Annotated in this window: 20 protein-coding genes; 10 read left to right on the top strand and 10 right to left on the bottom strand. The window is 64.3% G+C overall.

Annotated features, from left to right (window positions below; translation table 11 throughout):
* Positions 1-31 precede the first annotated feature (31 nt).
* Positions 32-1,918 carry a ribonucleoside-diphosphate reductase subunit alpha gene (locus ACLBWL_RS13240; protein WP_447793772.1) on the top strand — a complete coding sequence of 629 codons (1,887 nt, stop codon included), beginning with the start codon at positions 32-34 and terminating at the stop codon, positions 1,916-1,918.
* A gap of 139 nt (positions 1,919-2,057) precedes the next feature.
* Here the strand turns inward: ACLBWL_RS13240 and ACLBWL_RS13235 are convergent, their stop codons facing one another.
* Positions 2,058-2,318: a DUF2171 domain-containing protein gene (locus tag ACLBWL_RS13235; RefSeq protein ID WP_447793770.1), complete on the bottom strand. Its 261-nt coding sequence runs from the start codon at positions 2,316-2,318 to the stop codon at positions 2,058-2,060.
* Between the two features lie 56 nt (positions 2,319-2,374).
* Between ACLBWL_RS13235 and ACLBWL_RS13230 the strand changes: the two genes are divergently transcribed.
* The 3 genes from ACLBWL_RS13230 to ACLBWL_RS13220 all read left to right on the top strand — a co-directional run bounded on the left by ACLBWL_RS13230 (position 2,375) and on the right by ACLBWL_RS13220 (position 4,071).
* On the top strand, positions 2,375-2,578 hold the full coding sequence (locus ACLBWL_RS13230; protein WP_447793768.1) for a hypothetical protein: 204 nt from the start codon (positions 2,375-2,377) through the stop codon (positions 2,576-2,578).
* Between the two features lie 60 nt (positions 2,579-2,638).
* Positions 2,639-3,694 carry a ribonucleotide-diphosphate reductase subunit beta gene (locus tag ACLBWL_RS13225; protein ID WP_447793767.1) on the top strand — a complete coding sequence of 352 codons (1,056 nt, stop codon included), beginning with the start codon at positions 2,639-2,641 and terminating at the stop codon, positions 3,692-3,694.
* Positions 3,695-3,831: 137 nt separating this feature from the next.
* A complete protein-coding gene (locus ACLBWL_RS13220) occupies positions 3,832-4,071 on the top strand; it encodes a hypothetical protein (protein ID WP_447793765.1) in 240 nt (79 codons plus the stop codon).
* Here ACLBWL_RS13220 and ACLBWL_RS13215 read toward each other — a convergent pair.
* On the bottom strand, positions 4,068-4,661 hold the full coding sequence (locus ACLBWL_RS13215) for a hypothetical protein (RefSeq protein WP_447793763.1): 594 nt from the start codon (positions 4,659-4,661) through the stop codon (positions 4,068-4,070). The genes ACLBWL_RS13220 and ACLBWL_RS13215 overlap by 4 nt on opposite strands.
* 292 nt (positions 4,662-4,953) lie before the next feature.
* Between ACLBWL_RS13215 and ACLBWL_RS13210 the strand changes: the two genes are divergently transcribed.
* Positions 4,954-5,229, top strand: a complete 276-nt coding sequence (locus tag ACLBWL_RS13210) for a DUF2442 domain-containing protein (RefSeq protein WP_447793761.1) — start codon at positions 4,954-4,956, stop codon at positions 5,227-5,229.
* A 19-nt stretch (positions 5,230-5,248) separates the two neighbouring features.
* On the opposite strand, the gene ACLBWL_RS13205 is transcribed toward ACLBWL_RS13210, so the two are convergent.
* The 6 genes from ACLBWL_RS13205 to ACLBWL_RS13180 form a co-directional block, all read right to left on the bottom strand.
* Positions 5,249-5,533, bottom strand: coding sequence for a type II toxin-antitoxin system RelE/ParE family toxin (locus ACLBWL_RS13205; protein ID WP_447793759.1), 285 nt, complete (start codon positions 5,531-5,533; stop codon positions 5,249-5,251).
* Positions 5,523-5,696, bottom strand: a complete 174-nt coding sequence (locus tag ACLBWL_RS13200) for a hypothetical protein (protein WP_447793758.1) — start codon at positions 5,694-5,696, stop codon at positions 5,523-5,525. Before ACLBWL_RS13200 ends, ACLBWL_RS13205 begins: the two co-directional genes overlap by 11 nt.
* A 37-nt stretch (positions 5,697-5,733) precedes the next feature.
* Positions 5,734-6,510: a thermonuclease family protein gene (locus ACLBWL_RS13195; RefSeq protein ID WP_447793756.1), complete on the bottom strand. Its 777-nt coding sequence runs from the start codon at positions 6,508-6,510 to the stop codon at positions 5,734-5,736.
* Positions 6,511-7,082: 572 nt separating this feature from the next.
* Complete coding sequence (locus tag ACLBWL_RS13190) at positions 7,083-7,754, bottom strand: opacity protein (RefSeq protein WP_447793754.1); 672 nt, start codon at positions 7,752-7,754, stop codon at positions 7,083-7,085.
* Positions 7,755-8,331: 577 nt separating this feature from the next.
* A complete protein-coding gene (locus ACLBWL_RS13185) occupies positions 8,332-8,676 on the bottom strand; it encodes a DNA primase (RefSeq protein ID WP_447793752.1) in 345 nt (114 codons plus the stop codon).
* A 79-nt stretch (positions 8,677-8,755) separates the two neighbouring features.
* Entirely contained in the window at positions 8,756-10,015 is a 1,260-nt protein-coding gene (locus ACLBWL_RS13180; protein WP_447793750.1) for a multidrug effflux MFS transporter, read from the bottom strand.
* A gap of 128 nt (positions 10,016-10,143) precedes the next feature.
* Between ACLBWL_RS13180 and ACLBWL_RS13175 the strand changes: the two genes are divergently transcribed.
* From ACLBWL_RS13175 to ACLBWL_RS13160, 4 genes are all read left to right on the top strand, one after another.
* Complete coding sequence (locus ACLBWL_RS13175; RefSeq protein WP_447793748.1) at positions 10,144-10,641, top strand: hypothetical protein; 498 nt, start codon at positions 10,144-10,146, stop codon at positions 10,639-10,641.
* 332 nt (positions 10,642-10,973) lie between these two features.
* Positions 10,974-11,930 carry an isopenicillin N synthase family dioxygenase gene (locus ACLBWL_RS13170; RefSeq protein ID WP_447793746.1) on the top strand — a complete coding sequence of 319 codons (957 nt, stop codon included), beginning with the start codon at positions 10,974-10,976 and terminating at the stop codon, positions 11,928-11,930.
* 354 nt (positions 11,931-12,284) lie between these two features.
* Positions 12,285-15,059: a DNA polymerase I gene (gene polA / locus ACLBWL_RS13165; RefSeq protein WP_447793744.1), complete on the top strand. Its 2,775-nt coding sequence runs from the start codon at positions 12,285-12,287 to the stop codon at positions 15,057-15,059.
* Positions 15,060-15,174: 115 nt separating this feature from the next.
* Positions 15,175-16,698 carry a lipopolysaccharide biosynthesis protein gene (locus ACLBWL_RS13160; protein ID WP_447793742.1) on the top strand — a complete coding sequence of 508 codons (1,524 nt, stop codon included), beginning with the start codon at positions 15,175-15,177 and terminating at the stop codon, positions 16,696-16,698.
* Here the strand turns inward: ACLBWL_RS13160 and ACLBWL_RS13155 are convergent.
* A complete protein-coding gene (locus ACLBWL_RS13155; protein WP_447793740.1) occupies positions 16,695-18,011 on the bottom strand; it encodes an Nramp family divalent metal transporter in 1,317 nt (438 codons plus the stop codon). The two genes, ACLBWL_RS13160 and ACLBWL_RS13155, sit on opposite strands and share 4 nt — an antisense overlap.
* 203 nt (positions 18,012-18,214) lie before the next feature.
* Positions 18,215-18,838, bottom strand: coding sequence for a DNA-3-methyladenine glycosylase family protein (locus ACLBWL_RS13150; protein ID WP_447793738.1), 624 nt, complete (start codon positions 18,836-18,838; stop codon positions 18,215-18,217).
* A gap of 72 nt (positions 18,839-18,910) precedes the next feature.
* Here ACLBWL_RS13150 and ACLBWL_RS13145 point away from each other — a divergent pair, with 72 nt between their 5' ends.
* Positions 18,911-19,228 (top strand): 2Fe-2S iron-sulfur cluster-binding protein, encoded by a 318-nt coding sequence (locus tag ACLBWL_RS13145; RefSeq protein WP_447793736.1) that lies wholly within the window; start codon positions 18,911-18,913, stop codon positions 19,226-19,228.
* Positions 19,229-19,259: the final 31 nt, after the last annotated feature.

Here is a 19,259-nt window from a genome sequence, read left to right as displayed (position 1 = left end):
GGATTTCAGAAACAGCAGCCGGGATAGCGACATGACCACAGACACGATCGAACAGACCACTGCGACCACCGAGGCCGAGGCTCCCAAGGCGCCGCGCCAGGCGCAGGACAGCCATTCCGTGCGCGCGCAGATCTACCCGGTCGAGGTCGATCACAGCCGCGACGCGCTCCTGACCGAATTCGGCAAGGACACGCTCAAGGATCGCTACCTGCTCCCGGGCGAAAGCTACCAGGACCTGTTCGTCCGCGTCGCGTCGGCCTATGCCGACGACGCCGGCCACGCGCAGCGCCTGTATGACGCGATCTCGAAGCTCTGGTTCATGCCCGCCACCCCCGTTCTCTCGAACGGCGGCACCGGTCGCGGCCTGCCGATCTCGTGCTACCTCAACTCGGTCCCCGACAGCCTCGGCGGCATCGTCGACACCTGGAACGAGAATGTCTGGCTCGCCTCGCGCGGCGGCGGCATCGGCACCTATTGGGGCAACGTCCGCGGCATCGGCGAGCCGGTCGGCCTCAACGGCAAGACCAGCGGCATCATTCCGTTCGTCCGCGTCATGGATTCGCTCACGCTCGCGATCAGCCAGGGTTCGCTGCGCCGCGGCTCGGCGGCCGTGTATCTCGACGTCTCGCACCCCGAGATCGAGGAATTCCTCGAAATCCGCAAACCCTCGGGCGATTTCAACCGCAAGGCGCTCAACCTCCACCACGGCGTGCTGATCACCGACGCCTTCATGGAGGCGGTCCGCAACGGCGAGGAATGGCACCTACGTTCGCCGAAGGACCAGGCGATCCGCGCCACCGTCGACGCGCGCTCGCTGTTCCAGAAGCTCGTCGAGACCCGTCTCCAGACCGGCGAGCCGTACATCGTCTTCGCCGACCACGTGAACAAGGCGATGCCGAAGCATCACCGCGAGCTTGGCCTCAAGGTCTCGACCTCGAATCTCTGCTCGGAGATCACGCTCCCGACCGGCAAGGATCACCTCGGCAACGAGCGGACCGCGGTCTGCTGCCTGTCGTCGCTGAACCTCGAGACGTGGGATCAGTGGAAGGACGAGAAGGGCCTGATCGAGGACGTCATGCGCTTCCTCGACAACGTCCTGCAGGATTACATCGACCGCCACGAACCCGGCATGGAGCGCGCCGCCTACTCAGCCGGCCGCGAGCGCTCGGTCGGCCTCGGCGTGATGGGCTTCCACTCGTTCCTCCAGGCGCGCGGCATCCCGTTCGAGGGCGCGATGGCGAAGTCGTGGAACCTGCGCATGTTCAAGCACATCAGCAGCCAAGCCAACGAAGCCTCGATGCAGCTCGCAATCGAGCGCGGCCCCTGCCCCGATGCGGCCGATGTCGGTGCGATGGAGCGTTTCAGCTGCAAGATGGCGATCGCCCCGACCGCGTCGATCTCGATCATCTGCGGCGGCACGTCGGCGTGCATCGAGCCGATCCCGGCGAACATCTACACGCACAAGACGCTGTCGGGCAGCTTCTCAATCAAGAACCCGTATCTTGAGAAGATGCTGAGCGAGAAGTCGAAGAACAGCGACGCGGTCTGGAACTCGATCCTCGAGCAGGGCGGCTCGGTCCAGCATCTCGACTTCCTCTCGGTCGAGGAAAAGGACTGCTACAAGACGAGCTTCGAGATCGACCAGCGCTGGCTGCTCGAACTCGCCGCCGATCGCACGCCCTATATCGACCAGGCGCAGTCGCTGAACCTGTTCATCCCGGCGGATGTCGAGAAATGGGACCTGCTCATGCTCCACTTCCGCGCGTGGGAGCTCGGCATCAAGTCGCTCTATTACCTCCGTTCGAAGTCGGTCCAGCGCGCGGGCTTCGCCGGCGGTGTCGAGGCGGACAACACGATCGACCTGCGCCAGATCGACGTCGAGTCGAAGGACTATGATGAGTGCCTTGCCTGCCAGTAAGGCCTCTCGGCGTGCAAGCGTGACCCCGGCCCGTGACACGCGGACCGGGGAGCGCCTGACGCAAAAAACCCCGGCCCGCGCGAAGCGGACCGGGGTTCGGGCAGGCTATGCGGTGCGTTCGATACGCACCGCGTTCGCGTCAGGCCTCTTCTTCGAACGTCACCGCCACGTCGGCGTTGGCGGAAAGCCGGACCTTGCCGTCCTCAATATCCGCAACCAGCCCGAGCGAGATGAAGTGATGATGCCCTTCATGGCTGCCCTTGCCCTCGACGACCTGCGGACCCGAGTCCTTCTTGGTCAGCTTGATGCGGTTGCCTTCGACCTTGTCGACGGTGCCGACATGGACGCCGTCCGCGCCGATGACTTCGGCATGTTCCTTGATCTGGGTTGCATCGACCATGGTCGTTCTCCTGTTTGGGGTTCGGGTGCTGAACGCACGTCGCACGCGTTGGTCGCATGACGTACGGCAGCGCTATCATGTTCGTGGTCGCAGGCGTGCTCGGAATCGTCGGCACCGCGATGCTGCTCCGTCTGCGCAGCCCGACCGTCACCGAGCAACAGACCTACGCGTTCCGCATGATCGGCATCATGCTCACCTCGGGCGCGATCGTCCTCGCAATGTCCGCCGCCGCGATGTGGCAATGGAGCACGGAAACATGAAACGCGCGACCTGATCCAACCAGTTTCCCGATATAAAACCCATCTCCCGAAAGGCCTACCATGTCCCTCCTTCACGCCTCCAAGCAGTACAAGCCGTTCGAATACCCCTGGGCGTTCGAGTTCTGGAAGCGCCAGCAGCAGCTCCACTGGCTTCCCGAGGAAGTGCCCCTGGGCGAGGATTGCCGCGACTGGGCGCAGAAGCTCAGCGATCACGAGCGCAACCTGCTCACGCAGATCTTCCGCTTCTTCACGCAGGCCGACGTCGAGGTGCAGGATTGCTACCACGAAAAGTACGGCCGCGTGTTCAAGCCGACCGAGATCAAGATGATGCTGACCTCGTTCAGCAACATGGAGACGGTCCACATCGCCGCCTACAGCCATCTGCTCGACACCATCGGCATGCCCGAGAGCGAATATGGCGCCTTCCTCGAATATGCCGAGATGAAGGAAAAGCATGATTACATGCAGAAGTTCACCGTCGACAACGACGAGGATATTGCGCGCACGCTGGCCATGTTCGGCGGCTTCACCGAGGGCGTCCAGCTGTTCGCATCGTTCGCGATGCTGATGAACTTCCCGCGCTTCAACAAGATGAAGGGCATGGGCCAGATCGTCACCTGGTCGATCCGCGACGAGAGCCTCCACTGCGAGGGCATCATCAAGATGTTCCACACCTTCTGTCAGGAGCGCCAGTGCCTGACCAAGGCGGTCAAGGACGACATCGCCGACGTCTGCCAGACGACGATCCGCCTCGAGGACAATTTCATCGACCTCGCCTTCGAGATGGGCCCGGTCAACGGCATGACCCCCAAGGAGATCAAGAAGTACATCCGCTTCATCGCCGACTGGCGCATGACCCAGCTCGGCCTCAAGCCGATCTACATGATCGACGAGCACCCGCTCCCCTGGCTCGCCCCGATGCTCAACGGCGTCGAGCACGCCAACTTCTTCGAACAGCGCGCGACGGAGTATTCGAAGGCCGCGACCAAGGGCCAGTGGAACGACGTCTGGGACTCGTTCGACAAGCGCCAGACCGCGAAGAAGGGGCCTGCGGCGAATGTGGACCTGAGTGAAGTTCGGGACATGTTCTCGTTGGATGGCGTGGCGGCTGAATAAGTAATCTCTTACATTTGCTGATGCTGACTCGACTCTTCATAGAACCCGAGTAGCATCAGCGAATGGGAAAAACTCGACTCAGTGAACCTGAAGCACGCATACTAGCGCTCCGCATCGCGCGCGGTTGTAAAAATCGCGTGGCTTCAACCGCACTCATAAAATCAGAGGTGCCAAATTACGTGGCATTTACGCCAATCGATCTAAAGCCGTCGTCGACTCGTCTGCAAGAGCAGAAATGGCAACAGATTGTAGGCAATGTCGTTTCTCACAAAACAACGACAACAAGCATATTTGCTAAAGGCTACGCCGAACGCACGGTTGATGGCATTCGCGTTACAGATGCCGGTATTAATTACCTAACCAAGCTCGGATATTAGCCGAACTTCGCCTTGTATCCGGGCTTGAACCACCGCAGGTCTGTACCGCTACTAGCGTCTTTGTCCCAGACAAACCAAGCATAGGCTGTCGTTCCACTGCCTTTTGGAATTGCACCCGCAGGATAAAAAGTAATACGCTCGCTGAAGACCCAAACTCGCGATGGTGGGGCATGAGTAAAGATTGTTCGCTGACGATTGGCGCCTTCAAGAAACGCCAACCTAAGTAGCAATGCCAGCTTCTTATTTGCTTTTCGTAAGCCTGCTTCGACGAAACCTTCGGCCGCATTATATGGCGGGTTGGTAACGATATTGTCAGCACACCGGCTACCCCGCAGGAAATCGATATCTTGCTCGCCATAACCTCGATCGTGAAGATCGGAGCTTAATACTGGCGCGCCGGTCAGATTTAAAACCTCAGACATTGCGCCGTTACCGCAGGCGCTTTCCCAAATATCGCCCGAGAATTGCTCGTTGTCGATTAAAGCATGCGTTGCCCATGCGGGCGTGGGAAAAAAATCTGGCCCATCCAAATCGGCAAACCGCTTCATTGTAGGTTTAAAGCCACCGCTTAAATTATATGTCGCGTCCATCCGCAAAATATAACAGAATCAGTAACTTAATCAAGTTTGCTAAGTGACTCTACTGATTCGCATTTTATAATTAAGGTGCCTTATGCTCACAATTTCGAGCAAACTGCATATCTCCATTTCATGCCAAACTAGGGCTTCCAGGTGTTCATAGAGATTACGGACGGCAGATTATTCGCCGCCGCCTTCCGCAAGGCAGAACGGATCGTGCCGCAATGAGCTCTCGCCCACACCCCCGAACTCATGGCAAACTGGCAGCGCGGCGTAGACCTGTTGCCGCTGGAGATGATCGCCGGTGCAGACCTTGATGATTAAACTCGTCCGCGTAACCGTAGAAGGTGACGACGCCCTACAGCTCGTATTTTCGGATGGCGCTGCGGCGCTCTGGTCAGCCGCCGATCTCATCGCACGCGGCACCGTCATGACGCGTCCTCTCGCCGACCCCGCCTACTTCGCCCGCGCCTTCATCGAAAGCGGCGCCCTCGCGTGGCCTAACGGGTTCGAATTGTCAGCCGACAGTCTCCATCGCCGGCTGGGCCTGACGGACGAACAAGCGCCATCAGCCGCCTGACCGTCCGATGCTCCGGCCTTCAATCGGCAGGATACCGGCGGCGCGTGTGCAGCACAGTCAGCACGTCGACGTCGCTATTGGCGGCAAGCGCGTACACGATCAGATACGGTAATCCGACGACCGAGAACTCCCGCGTACCATCAACCTGTCCGGTACGACCTAGAAGCGGGAATTGACCGAACATCACCGCCGTCTGGACGATGCGGACCACTACCCGTTCCGCGGCTCTGGAGTCATCTTCGGCGATCCAATCGCGAATAGCGCGAAGGTCATCCCGCGCTTGCGGCGTGAAGTTAACCGTCAATCGTCAGGTCGCGTAGCACCTGTTCGACCGGGATCATCGACGATCGATCCTGCGCCTGCCTCAACCCACGCTCGACCTTCGCGCGTTTCCAGCTTTCATAGCCATGGTCGACCGTACCGCGATCGGCTTCCAGCTTTTCGAACTCAGCGACGTGCATGACCATGGATCGATCATAGCGCAATATCGGCTGTCTGGTAAGCCTAGCCCCATCCGCACCAAGGCGAACGCTTGCCACCACCATAGTGGCGCGCGAGTCCGTGGCGGACCAGGACGGCGCCTAGCGACACCCCGCCCCTCTCGACGATACGCAGCTTCCGCCCGTAGCGGTCGACGTCGCGCTTGATTGGGGTCAGCGTGAAGGGGCCGGCGTTGAGCAGCGCCTGTATCTTCAGCGTCGCCGCCTGCCCCAGGCGCGCTTCGCGGGCGCAGCGCGGCGGGTGGGTCTCCGGCGTATCGATGTCGGCGATGCGGATCTTGGTGCCCGCCATCCAGAACGTGTCGCCGTCGACAATGCAGTCGATCCGCTTGGCGTGGCCGCAGATCGTGAAGCGCGCGGAGACCGCCTTTCCGCCCGACAGCGCGGACGCCGCCGCCGCAACCGTTGTCGCCGCACTGGCGACACCCGCCGCGGTCGCCAGCGCGCCGGTGGCAGTGGTGGCAGCACCGGCTGTGGTCGCCGCTCCGGCAGCAGCAGGGGATACCGCCTCCGCCTTGGCCGCGTCCGCACCCCAACCCCAGCCACCCGGCACCCGCAGATGCCCGGCAGGCCAGGCGATGCCGAACCCGGTCGGCCATTCGATCTTCAACCCGGGCGGCACCAGCGCCGACCAGTCGATCTGGCGGATCACCGGCATCATCAGCCCGAGCAGCACGCCGTAGAACACCAGGCGGAGTTGCAGCAGGACCCCCGGCGCAGCGCCACGGCTCGACCCGCCGCGACGCGTGGCACCGGCACGGTCGCCACTCAGCAACCGCATGAAATCAAACACATACTCCATCGTCCCCCGCGCGTACGCACGCGCGCGAGGATGTCACCTGTCCGACCGACCGACTTGCGCCGAGCGGAGTCGGAAACGAGGCGAACGCATCGTGAACATCGCAGGCGGTCAGGCGAAGACGACAGGCCAGGCCCGCTCCGATTGGCCACCGCCATCGCGGCCTCTGACTCGCATAAAATCAGGACCCCCGTCCCCGCGGTCAAGGCACCCCCCGATCTCATCGCGAGGCTATCCGGACTGTGTGCGAGGTTTCGCTGTCCTACACCACCGGACCATGCCCAGATCGGTCCATGGCACCGCTCCCCCGATCGCCCATCGAGCCCGCGCGCATCGACGCCCCGCGCGATCGCCGCGATGTGCACATCACCGCGCCAGCGTCTGCACTTCCTGCACTTGATACTCACGAGTACAGTTTTCGAACGCCGAGAAACCAGGCCGCGAACGCGCGCCAGCAGCGCGAAGGGCCGCAGACGCACGAAGGGCGGGAAGTGACCCTAGCCACTCCCCGCCCCCGTTACGCGTCAAGCTGGAACCTCTTGCGAGGCAGAGGCTTAGAAGTGCGTGATGATGCCGAGCATCGGGCGGAAGCTCTGCGCTGCGCCGAAGGTGTTGACCTCGGCACGGATGCGGAAGCCGGCGTTGCCGGTGAGGCCCTTCAGGCCGATGCTCTGCGGACCCACTTCGGCGCCGATGCCGTAGGTGATCGCGTTATAGTCGCGGTTGGTGTTGCCGCCATTGGTCGCGAACTGCGAGAAATGGTCGAAGTTCACCCACTGGTAACCGACCTTGCCGTACAGGATGCCGCTGTCGCCGGCGCGGAAGCCGAAGCGGCCTGCTGCGCCGTATTCCCAATCGATGTTGCCATCGACACCCTTGATGACGTTGCCTTCGACGCCGACGAAGACCGGGCCGAGCGGCACGTTGACGCCGAGGACGCCCTGCACCAGCGCGCCGTCGGCGCGGTAGTTGTTACGGACCGAACCGTTCGCGTTGAGCGCGCGCGGAATGCCGTGGTTGCCCTGGTTGTCGAACTGTTCCCAGCCGCCCATGACGCCGAAATACGGCTCGATACCGAACGCCTTCGAACCGTCGGGTGCGGCGGCTTCGCCGGGGGCTGCGCTGTTGTCGACGGGGGCAGGCGCCGGTGCCGACATGTCCTGCGCGAAAGCGGGAGCGGCGAGTGCGGTTGCCGCGAGGGCGAGGGCCAGGGAAAGCTTACGCATGGAGAAATAGACCTTCTATCGTTGATTACGTGGCCCCCGGCCGCACGGTGCGACGGCTTGGTCCAGGCAAGTGGAAACCGGCAGGCGTGCGCTTTGTTGCAAGAAAAAGAATGCGGGGCGCGGAACCTTCGAAGGTGTTGCAATGCAGCAACGCTTCCTGTCGCACGGATGAACAAATGGCGGCAAACTCAAGGCAATAGTGGCAGAAATGCAGCTCTGCGACCTATGGTCTGGCTGTTAACGACGTCTGTCGAGGCGGTCGTAATCCCACCAGACTATGCCCAGACTAGGCAAAGCCATGGGCTTCGCACGTCTTTTCCGCAGCCGGTGGGCGGCACTGTTTTGGTCCGCGGGGATCGTGTGGACGGCGTATGATGTCGCCGATACCGCGCCCCGCCCGGTCGCCGACACGCCGCCGAATTCAAGCCCGGCAGAGGGAGGGAAGGCCAAGCCGGACGCTCACGATGCGGCCGGCTCGGCGTTCAATATGCACGATCTGCAAATTCTCGCCACGCGGGCTGACGGTCTCGGACGGCCCGGGTCCGTCACCCCGCGACAGGCTTCAGGGTTCAGGGGTTCAGGGCTTCAGCGCGACGTCGTCGGCGTCCTTCAGGTCTTCGTCGTCGTCGATGCTGTCGTCGTCGAGTTCGTCCTGGACATCGTCCTCGGCCATGTCGGCCTCGTCCATCGTGACGGACGAGTCGGTTTCGCCGACCTCTTCGGAGTCCATCTTGGTCTCGTCGATCGACTCGTCGTCGCTGTCGTCCTCGCCCAGGTCCGGATCGAGATCGGTCAGGATGATGCCGTCGGTCGGGCCGCTCCGCGTCGCTTCGAGGATCTCGGCGCGCTGGCTCTCGTCATAGCCCTCTTCGTCATAGCCGTCGTCGCCCGAACCGGCACTCGGCACCTGATGTCCGCCCATCGTCACACTCCCTCGTTCCAGGATGCCCGCATCATGCAGGCCTACCGGAAGCGAACGGTGGACGTGCGCGGTGGTTCCTTCAAGCGCGGACGGGGGCGGTGGATGCAGGCCGGAACAAGCGGCCCCGCTCGGTGACCAGGATCGCCACGAGCGCCGCCAGACCCGCCAGCAGGAATCCGCCAACCAGCGGCACGGTGGTACCATTGAAGGCCTGCCCGATCAGCGCACCGAATACCGCACCGACGGTAACGCTCAGGAACCCCTGCACGCTCGACGCGGTGCCCGCGATCCGCCCCATATTCTCCATCGCCATCGCCGAGAAGTTCGACGTCGCCAGCCCGAAACAGCCGAGCGTCAATGCCTGGAAGACCGCGAAGCTGACCAGCGTCTCGAAGCCGATCTCGATCGCGAACAGGTGGACCAGCGACACCAGGATCAGCACCGACAAAGCCCCGTGGCTGATCAACCGAGTCCCCAGCCGCATCACGATCCGCGAGTTGAGCAGGTTGCACGCCGCCATCGTCACCGACGTCGTCGCGAAGATCAGCGCGAGCAGCGTCGGCTTGTGGAACACGTCCGCCATGATCTGCTGGATCGAATTGAGATAGCCGTACAGCGCCCCCATCAGCGCGGTCGACGCAAGCGTGTAGCCAAGCGAATTGCGGTCGACGAGCGTCTGCCGCCAGTCGCTCAGGATCCGTCCCGGCGTGATCGGCAGCACGTTCCCGGGCGCCAGCGTCTCGGGCATCCGCAGGTAGAACCACACGAACACGCCGAGCGTCAGCACCGCCACGGTCCAGAAGATCGCGCGCCAGTCGCCGAACTGGAGCACCGTCCAGCCGAATGTCGGCGCGAGGATCGGCACGATCATGAAGACCATGAACGCAATCGACATGACCCGCGCCATCGCCCGCCCATGATAGCAGTCGCGAACCAGCGCGATCGTCGCAACACGGGCGGCGGCAATCACCGCGCCGCCGAACGCGCGCGCGGCCAGCAACAGTGTAAAACTCCCAGCGGTCGCGCAGGCGACGTTGGCGATGATATACAGGACGAGCGACCAGAGCAGCACTGTCCGCCGTCCGAACCGATCCGCGAGCGGCCCGTGGACGAGCTGTGCCACACCGAAGCCGATCACGAACGCGGTGACCACGAACTGCCGCCCGTTCTCGGTCGCGACTCCGAGCGAGTCGCCGATCGCCGGCAGTGCGGGCAGCATCGAGTCGATACCGAGCGCGGTCAGCGACATCAGCGAGGCGACGAGCGCGACGAACTCGACGAAGCCGATCGGCGCGCCGCGCATCGCCGGCGCGTCGGATTGGGGATCCTGGGTCTGCATGATGCGTGCGCCTTTACCCGCTCAGCCGGTCTTGCGAAACCCGCTAACCGGCGCAATCCCGAGATGATTGCGCGATAGGACGAAGCCTCCTATCTGTATTATTAAAACAACACACACCGGAGAAAGCCATGATCCGCCCGCTCCTGCTCGCCACCGTCGGTCTCGCCGGGGCGCTCGCACTGTCTGCCTGCGACCGCTCTAACGAAGGTGCGTCGGTCTCGATCAACGCCGACGGGGGCAATGTGCTCGGCGCGATCAACGGCGAGACCGGCGAGATGAAGATCGACGTCCCCGGATTTCAGGGCTCGGTGAAGCTGCCGAAGATCAAGATCGATACCGGCAATTTCGATCTCAACGGCGTGCGGCTATATCCGGGATCGTCCATCAAGACGCTGAACATCGTCGGCGACGACAAGACCGGCGGGCTCCGCGTGGCCTTCGCCAGCCCCGCCACCCCGAAGATAGTCCGCGACTGGTTCGCACAGCGGCTCGGCAAGGTCGGCTACCAGGTGCATCCCGAGGGCTCGAATCTGATCGGGACGACCGACGAAAACAAACCCTTCCGCCTCGAACTCGCGCCCGACGGCAAGGACAAGGCGACTGGAACGATCGTCATCAGCGGCTGACGCTCCCCCTCCGTCATGCCGGGCTTGTTCCGGCATCCACTGCTCCGCAAATCCGAAAGACGTGACGGCGCGGAACCGTGGACCCCGGAACAAGTCCGGGGTGACGGAGTGGGGGCCCTTGAATCCTCCCCCGCCAGGGGGAGGTGGCTGGCGCTTGCCAGACGGAGGGGGAGGTAAGAGCAACAGGTGTTACGTGACCTCCCCCTCCGTCGCTTCGCGCCACCTCCCCCTCGCGGGGGAAGATCGAAATCTAACCAACCCTGACCCAGGCATTTGGCACCGCTTCCCCGACCCCCTATATCGGGCATAACCCCAATCCGGACACCAACTCCATGCTCGATACCCCCGCCGCCCAGGTCCCGACGCTCAGCCTCACCACGCAGGACAGCGACCCCGATGGTTTCGCCGCCGCATTCGGCGAATCGTTCGAGCGGTTCGGCTTCGCGATCGTCGCCGACCACGGCATCCCCGACGACCTGATCGAGCGCGCCTGGGCCGAGACCAAGCTGTTGTTCGACCTCCCCGAGGACGAGAAGCGCGGCTATCACATCCCCGGCGGCGGCGGCGCGCGCGGCTACACGCCATTCAAGACCGAGATCGCCAAGGACGCCAAGGTCGTCGACCTCAAGGAATTCTGGCACGTCGGCCGCGAACTGCCCGAGGGTCACCGCTATGCGGACACGATGGCGCCCAACGTCTGGCCGACGCAGCCCGAGGGCTTCAAGCCGGTCTTCCTCGAACTCTTCGCCGCGTTCGACCGCGCCGGCGACAAGCTCCTGTCCGCGATCGCGCGTCACCTGAAGCTCAAGCCCGACTGGTTCGACCCGGCGGTGAAGGACGGCAACAGTATCCTCCGCCTGCTCCACTACCCGCCGATCCTCGCCGATGCGGAGGGCGTCCGCGCCGGCGCGCATGAGGACATCAACCTCATCACGCTGCTGCTCGGTGCCGAGGAAGCCGGGCTCGAACTGCTCGACCGCGCCAATGGCCGCTGGCTGTCGATCAAGCCGCCCGAGGGCGCGATGGTCGTCAACGTCGGCGACATGCTCCAGCGCCTGACCAACAACGTGCTGCCTTCGACCACGCACCGCGTCGTCAACCCGCCGCCCGAGCGCCGCGGTCATTCGCGCTATTCGATGCCGTTCTTCCTGCACCCCGCGCCGGACTTCCTGATCGAGACGCTGCCGGGCACGATCACGCCGGACAACCCGAACCGCTATCCGACGGCGATTACGGCGCATGACTATTTGTACGAGCGACTGGTCGAGATCGGGCTGATCAAGAAGTAGGAGGGTTTCAACGTCATACCCCCCCTCGAACTGGGGCAGCATGTTTCCCCCCGGAGGCGGGGATCCAGTCTGGGCTCCCGCCTTCGCGGGAGAACAAGGGGGAGTTTGGTCGGTCAGTATCTTCCACCACATTTCCACCCCGGCGAAGGCCGGGGCCCAATTGGGGCACGGTTATAACGAAGCGCAGCGCGCCGTTACGATCACCTTTCCAATTGGGCCCCGGCCTTCGCCGGGGTGGTGTTCCCGTCGGAACAGCTGAACCCCCGCCCCCCCACCGCTTTTCTTCCCACCTGATACCCAACAACCACGCTTCGCCCATTGGTGCGCGCCCCCGCATCCGCTAGACCGCGCGCGATGCCCCATCTCTATCTCGTCGACGGCTCCGGCTATATCTTCCGTGCCTATCACCGGCTGCCGCCGCTCACCAACAAGCACGGCGAGCCGGTCGGCGCGGTCTATGGCTATACGACGATGCTGTGGAAGCTCGCCGACGAGGTCCACGCCGCCGACGGCCCGACCCACATGGCGGTCATCCTCGACAAGTCGTCGAAGACCTTCCGCAACGACCTCTACGACAAGTACAAGGCGCAGCGTCCACCGCCGCCCGAGGATCTCGTCCCCCAGTTCCCGATGATCCGCGACGCCACGCGTGCCTTCTCGCTGCCATGCATCGAGACCGAGGGACTCGAAGCCGACGACATCATCGCCTGCTACTCGAAGGCCGCGCTCGCGCAGGGCTGGGAAGTCACGATCGTCAGTTCCGACAAGGACCTGATGCAGTTGATCGAGCCCGGGCTCGACATGTACGACACGATGAACAACCGCCGGCTCGGCGCGGAGCACGTCGCGGAGAAATTCCACGGCGTCACCCCCGCGCAGCTCGGCGACGTGCTCGCGCTGATGGGCGACAGCGTCGACAACGTCCCCGGCGTCCCCGGCGTTGGCCCCAAGACCGCGGCGAAACTGATCGTCGAACACGGCGATCTCGAAGCCGTGCTCGCCGCTGCCGACGGCATGAAGAAGGGCAAGCTGCGCGACAACCTGATCGAGCATGCCGAGATGGCGCGGCTGTCGAAGGTGCTCGTCACGCTCAAATGCGATGTCGCGCTGCCCGAGCCGCTCGAGGATCTCGAACTCAAGGGCATCCCCGATGCGCCCCTGCGTGCGTTCCTGGAGCATCACGGCTTCAAGTCGCTGATCGCCAAGCTGTCCGCGGTCGCCGAGGCCCCGGTCGAAGAATCGACTGTCGTCGCGGACATGGACGACGATGAGCCGTGTAAGCACGACGACTACGAAACCGTCGTCGACGAGGCCGCGCTCGATCGCTGGATCACCGTCGCGAAGCACCAGGGCTGGATCGCGATCGACACCGAGACCACCGGCATCGACGCGACGCGCGCGGACCTCGTCGGGGTGAGCATGGCGCTGCATCCGAACCTCGCCTGCTACGTACCTATCGCGCATGGCGGCACCGATTTGCTTGCGGAAAACCCGGTCCAGCTCGATCGCGCGCTCGTGCTCGCGAAACTGAAGCCGCTGCTAGAGGACCCGAGCGTCCTGAAGATCGGCCACAACCTCAAATACGACATGATCGTCCTCGATCGCGCCTATGCGTCCACCGGCGGCGTGCAGATCGCGCCGTTCGACGACACGATCGTGATGAGCTTCGATCTCGACGCCGGGCTGCACGGCCACGGCATGGATGAACTCGCCGCCACGCACCTCTCGCACAGCTGCATCGCGTTCAAGGACGTCGTCGGCACCGGCAAGACGCAGCGCACCTTCAACGAAATCGACCTCAAGGCCGCCACGCGCTACGCCGCCGAGGACGCCGACGTGACGCTCCGCCTCTGGCGCCGGTTCAAGCGTCGCCTGCCCGCGGAAGGCTCGACGCGCGTCTACGAGATGGTCGACCGCCCACTCGTCCCCGTCATCGCCCAGATGGAGATGCACGGGATCAAGGTCGATGCCGCGAAGCTGTCGAAGCTGTCGACCGAGTTCGCCGGCCAGATGGCAAGCCTGGAGACCGAGATCCACGCGCTCGCGGGCGCGCCGTTCACGATCGGCAGTCCCAAGCAACTGGGCGACGTGCTGTTCGAGAAGATGGGCATCAAGGGCGGCCGCAAAGGCAAGTCCGGCGTCTACTCGACCGACGTCACCGAACTCGAACGGATCGCGGCGGACAAGGATTCGCCCGGCGCGGTAATCGCGCGGAAGGTGCTCGACTGGCGCCAGCTGTCGAAGCTGAAGTCGACCTACACCGACGCGTTGCAGGCGCAGATCAACCCGGCGACGGGCCGCGTCCACACGTCCTACTCGCTGACCGGCGCGCAGACCGGCCGGCTGTCGTCGACCGATCCGAACCTTCAGAACATCCCGATCCGCACCGAGATCGGCCGCCAGATCCGCGACGCGTTCGTGGCGGAACCGGGCAATGTCATCCTCGCCGCCGATTACTCGCAGATCGAGCTACGGCTGGCCGCGCACATGGCCAACGTCCCCGCGCTGAAAGCGGCGTTCGCCAACGGTGACGACATCCACAGCCTCACCGCACAGGAACTGTTCGGCGAGGTCAACCGCGACACCCGCGGCCGCGCGAAGACGATCAACTTCGCGATCCTCTACGGCATCTCGCGCTGGGGACTCGCCGGGCGTTTGGATGTGTCGGCCGACGAAGCGCAGGCGATGATCGACCGCTATTTCGATCGCTTCCCCGGCATCTCGACCTACATCGTAGAAACGACGGAAAGCGTCCGAGCAACCGGCTACACCACCACCCTGTTCGGCCGAAAAACGCACTTTCCGCGCATTCGCTCGAAGATCCAGCACGAACGCCAAGGCGCCGAACGCGCCGCGATTAACGCGCCGATCCAGGGCACGAGCGCCGACATCATCAAGCGCGCAATGGTCCGCATGGGGCCGGCGCTGCTCGAAGCGGGTCTGCCCAATGTCCGCATGCTGCTTCAGGTCCACGACGAGCTCGTGTTCGAATTGCCAGAAGGTGACGTCGCCGCGGCCAAGCCCGTGATCGAGCAGGTCATGGCGAACGCCGCGCAACCCGCGGTGACGCTCGACGTCCCACTCGGCATCGAAATTGGCACCGGCCTGAGCTGGGGCGCGGCACATTGATCCAGTCCCCTCCGTCATGCCGGGCTTGTTCCGGCATCCACCGTTCCGCGTACTCGCCGGCCCGTGAGCATTCGGGACCGTGGACCCCGGAACAAGCCCGGGGTGACGGAGGCTATTGGCGGTGACCGAAGCGACGCAGGATATCGACACGCTCGCCAAGGGTGGTCGCACCAACATCGCCGGCTTTGTCCTCCGCCTCGCCGCGCGCATCCCGTTCCTGTTCATCGCCGGCCGCATCTACGGCCCCGACCTCGTCGGCCGCTTCGCGATCGCGGTCGTCGTCGTCGAACTCGCCGCGCTTCTCGCTACGCTCGGCCTCAAGCGCGGTCTCGCTCAGGCGCTCAGCAGCGCCGATCGCCCCCACGCCAACGTCGTGTGGGACGCCATGGCCGTGGCGTTCGTCGCCTCCCTCATCGCCAGCGCAGTCCTCTGCACCTTCCCGCAGATCATGTATCCGAACAGCGCGATCACCGGGCTCGACCGGTTCCTGCCGCTGATCATCGTCGCGATCGCCTGGTCCGACGTCAGCCTCGCCGCGCTCGCGTACAGGCTCAACGTCAAGGCCGCCGTCACCGCCCGCGCGGTGGTCGAGCCATGGACGATCTCGATCGCCGCCTGGGCATTCTCGTATTTCACGATCCGCGACGGCCTCGTGCTCAGCTACGTCGCGTCGATGACCGCGGCGCTGATCGCCAGCCTCGTGCCGTTCCTGCGCAGCTATGGCATCCCCCGCGGCTGGTCGCCGCACCTGCGCCCGCTCTACGCGCTCGCCCGCGCCAACGTGCCGCTGGCCGGCGCCGACATCCTCGAATGGGGCAGCCGCAACGTCGACCGCTTCATCCTCGGCGTGATGTTCGAGCCCAAGGTCGTCGGAATCTATTACATGGCGCAACAGGTCGCGAGCCTGCCGCAGAAGCTCAAGACGAGCTTCGACCCGATCCTCGGCCCCGTCATCACGCACAGCCTCGCGATCAACGACCGCGCGGCGATCGCCAACCAGGTGCGGCAGGTCGCGTTCTGGATCATGGCCGCGCAAGGCGGCCTCGCATTGATGGGGTCGATCCCCGGCGAAGCGGTGATGGGCGTGGTCGGCCCGCAGTTCGTCGCCGGCACCGCCGCGCTTGCGTTCCTGCTGACCGCCGAGGTGCTCGCCTCGACCGGCGCGGTCAGCGAATCCGCGCTCGTCTACATCGCCCGCCACCGCAATCTGATGATCTCGACGGCGATGCTCGCCGTCCAGATCGGGCTCAGCTTCGCGCTGATCTTCGCGATCCGCGCGCTCGGCTATCCGGTCAATTACCAGGCGGCAGGACCGGCCATCGCATTGATGCTGTCAGTCGCGATGACCTCGGTCATCAAATCCAGGCTGCTAGGCCACCTCCTCGGTACCAAGGTCTCGCCGTGGCGTTGGCCGCTGGTCTGGGCCGCAGGAGCCGCCATCGTCGTTGGTGGCGCCTTCACCGCGCTGCCCAAGCGTTACGAATGGGTCGAACTCGCGATCGGCGAACCCGCGATCGCCGCGACCTATCTCTACATCCTGTGGCGATACGCGTTCGGCTCCGCCGACCGCGCCCTATTCGCCAAGACGCCGAAGGCCGACGAAGCCGCCCTGCCCAACGCAGGCTCGCCAGTCGTCTAGAGCATCCCGTACAACAGCGTGCCGTTAAGACCGATGATCACCGCGGCGATCACCCAGGCGAGCGTCTTCAGCCAGACCGGGCTCACCAGATCGCCCATGATCGTGCGGTCGCCGGTGAACTTGACGAGCGGCACTACCGCGAACGGGAGTTGGAGGCTCAGCACGACCTGGCTCAGTACCAACAGCTTGGTGGCCCCCGCGTCGCCCGCCGCACCGACAACGAACACCGCCGGCACGATCGCCAGCAACCGCGTCACCAGCCGCCGCGCCCACACCGGCATGCGCAGGTTGAGGAAACCCTCCATGACGATCTGGCCGGCGAGCGTGCCGGTCACCGTCGAATTCTGCCCCGACGCGAGCAGCGCGACCGCGAACAGCACGCTCGCCGCGCCCATTCCCAGCATCGGTGCCAGCAACTGATACGCCTGGTCGATCTCGGCGACGTCGGTGCGGCCGGCGACGTGGAAGGTCGCCGCCGCGAGGATCAGGATCGCCGCGTTGATGAAGAAGGCGAGCCCCAGCGCCACGGTGCCGTCGATCGTAGCCATCGTGATCGCGTCGCGCTTGCCCGCAGTGTCCTTGGCGAAGGCGCGCGTCTGGACGATCGACGAATGGAGGTAGAGGTTGTGCGGCATCACGGTCGCGCCGAGGATGCCGATCGCGATGTAGAGCATCGCCGGGTTGGTGACGATCTGCGTCGTCGGCACCAGCCCGCCGAGCACGCCCGCCCATTCGGGCTGCGCGAGGAACAGTTCGAAGATGAAGCACCCCGCGATGATCACCAGCAGCGCGACGACGAACGCCTCCAGCTTGCGGAACCCGAAGCGTTGCAGCGCGAGGATCAGGAACACGTCGAGCGCGGTGAGGACGACGCCGTATACCAGTGGCAGCCCGAACAGCAACTTCAGCGCGATCGCGGTGCCGAGCACTTCGGCAAGGTCGCAGGCGATGATCGCGATCTCGCAGAGGAACCAGAGCACGAGCGAGACCGGCTTCGAATACTGCGCGCGGCAGGCCTGGGCGAGGTCGAGCCCGGCGACGATGCCGAGGCGCGCGGAGAGTGCTTGCAACACCATCGCCATCAGGTTCGACAGCAATACGACCGACAGCAACGTGTAGCCGAATGCGGAGCCGCCGGCGATGTCGGTCGCCCAGTTGCCGGGGTCCATATAGCCGACCGCGACAAGATACCCCGGCCCGACGAAGGCGAACAGCCGCCGCCAGAAAGATGCGCCTTCAGGGACGACGACGGTGCGGTGGCTCTCGGCGAGCGAGTTGGCGAAGTCGGATGCGGGAAGATTGGGGGCTGACATCGGGTGCTGCTTTGCCGGAACGGGGGGGAGGGGACAAGCGCTTGCGTCCTTACCAACCGCCAAGCCGCCCTCTCGTGTTCCGTCACCGCGCCACATCCCCGTCACCCCAGCGAAAGCTGGGGTATCCCGGTTGGCGGGCGTCGCGACCCGGTCGGGGAGATCCCAGCTTTCGCTGGGATGACGGGTGGGATGAAGACGTTCCCTCAGATCACCTTCATGTCCGCCTGGTAATGATGCCATGCGAAGATCGCCGCGGCGCCGCGGTGCGGGCGCCAGGCCTCCGCCAGTTCGCGGGTCAGTTTCTCGCTCGGGCGGGTTTCGTGGCCCAAAATACGCCCGATCTCGATCTGGATCGCGAGGTCGCCCGCCGGCCAGATGTCGGTGCGGCCTTCTGCGAACAGCAGGTAGATTTCCGCCGACCAGCGACCGATGCCCTTCACACGCACCAGCGCCGCTATCGCCTCTTCGTCGTCATCAGGCAGGTTGGCGAGATCGAGCCGGCCGCTCGTCACCTCGTCGGCAAGGCTGCGGGCGTAGCCGAGCTTCTGGCGCGAGAGGCCGGCGCTGCGGAGCGTCTCGTCGCTGGCGGCGGCGATCTTCAAAGGGTCGTCGGCGCCGCCGACCACTGCGTCGAGCTTGTTCCAGACCGCCGCGGCCGACGCGACGCTCACCTGTTGCCCGACGATCGTTCGTAGCAGCGTTGCAAAGCCGCGCTCGCTGATCCGCGGCGCGGGGTGGCCTGCATTGCCGACCGCGACCGCGAACGCCGGCTCGATCGCGCACAACGCCGCCATCGCGGTTTCGAGTTGGTCTGCGCTCAGCCCCATGTCGGGCGCCAAGACGCTTGATCGCGCGCGGCGGTAACGCCATGGATCGGCGAAAGTTTTTCGGAGGACAGCATGCCCAAGCTTATCGTCGTGACGCGCGAAGGGGAAGAACGCGAGATCATGGGCGAATCCGGCCTTTCGGTGATGGAGGTCATCCGCGACGCCGGGATCGACGAGATCCTGGCGCTATGCGGCGGGTGCTGCTCGTGCGCCACGTGCCATGTCCATGTCGACCCGGACTTTGCGGGCAAACTCAAACCGATGGGGCCGGACGAGGATGATCTGCTCGATTCGACGAGTGATCGGGATGAGTTTTCGCGCCTGTCTTGCCAGATCGAGCTGACCGAAGGACTGGATGGCCTGAAGGTAAAGATTGCTGCGGAGGACTAATCCCTCGCCCCTTCGGGGAGAGGGAGGGAGG

It is taken from the genome of Sphingomonas sp. M1A8_2b (assembly GCF_053345535.1).
The sequence above is the reverse complement of the archived record's forward strand: the minus strand, read 5'-3'. Positions and strand labels throughout refer to the sequence as shown.

Excerpts from the sequence above, each read along its gene's own strand:
- ACLBWL_RS13240 (WP_447793772.1), top strand. The coding sequence starts at position 32 with ATGACCACAGACACGATCGAACAGACCACTGCGACCACCGAGGCCGAG.
- ACLBWL_RS13235 (WP_447793770.1), bottom strand. The coding sequence starts at position 2,318 with ATGGTCGATGCAACCCAGATCAAGGAACATGCCGAAGTCATCGGCGCG.
- ACLBWL_RS13230 (WP_447793768.1), top strand. The coding sequence starts at position 2,375 with ATGACGTACGGCAGCGCTATCATGTTCGTGGTCGCAGGCGTGCTCGGA.
- ACLBWL_RS13225 (WP_447793767.1), top strand. The coding sequence starts at position 2,639 with ATGTCCCTCCTTCACGCCTCCAAGCAGTACAAGCCGTTCGAATACCCC.
- ACLBWL_RS13215 (WP_447793763.1), bottom strand. The coding sequence starts at position 4,661 with ATGGACGCGACATATAATTTAAGCGGTGGCTTTAAACCTACAATGAAG.
- ACLBWL_RS13200 (WP_447793758.1), bottom strand. The coding sequence starts at position 5,696 with ATGGTCATGCACGTCGCTGAGTTCGAAAAGCTGGAAGCCGATCGCGGT.
- ACLBWL_RS13195 (WP_447793756.1), bottom strand. The coding sequence starts at position 6,510 with ATGCGGTTGCTGAGTGGCGACCGTGCCGGTGCCACGCGTCGCGGCGGG.
- ACLBWL_RS13190 (WP_447793754.1), bottom strand. The coding sequence starts at position 7,754 with ATGCGTAAGCTTTCCCTGGCCCTCGCCCTCGCGGCAACCGCACTCGCC.
- ACLBWL_RS13185 (WP_447793752.1), bottom strand. The coding sequence starts at position 8,676 with ATGGGCGGACATCAGGTGCCGAGTGCCGGTTCGGGCGACGACGGCTAT.
- ACLBWL_RS13180 (WP_447793750.1), bottom strand. The coding sequence starts at position 10,015 with ATGCAGACCCAGGATCCCCAATCCGACGCGCCGGCGATGCGCGGCGCG.
- ACLBWL_RS13175 (WP_447793748.1), top strand. The coding sequence starts at position 10,144 with ATGATCCGCCCGCTCCTGCTCGCCACCGTCGGTCTCGCCGGGGCGCTC.
- ACLBWL_RS13170 (WP_447793746.1), top strand. The coding sequence starts at position 10,974 with ATGCTCGATACCCCCGCCGCCCAGGTCCCGACGCTCAGCCTCACCACG.
- polA (WP_447793744.1), top strand. The coding sequence starts at position 12,285 with ATGCCCCATCTCTATCTCGTCGACGGCTCCGGCTATATCTTCCGTGCC.
- ACLBWL_RS13155 (WP_447793740.1), bottom strand. The coding sequence starts at position 18,011 with ATGTCAGCCCCCAATCTTCCCGCATCCGACTTCGCCAACTCGCTCGCC.
- ACLBWL_RS13150 (WP_447793738.1), bottom strand. The coding sequence starts at position 18,838 with ATGGGGCTGAGCGCAGACCAACTCGAAACCGCGATGGCGGCGTTGTGC.
- ACLBWL_RS13145 (WP_447793736.1), top strand. The coding sequence starts at position 18,911 with ATGCCCAAGCTTATCGTCGTGACGCGCGAAGGGGAAGAACGCGAGATC.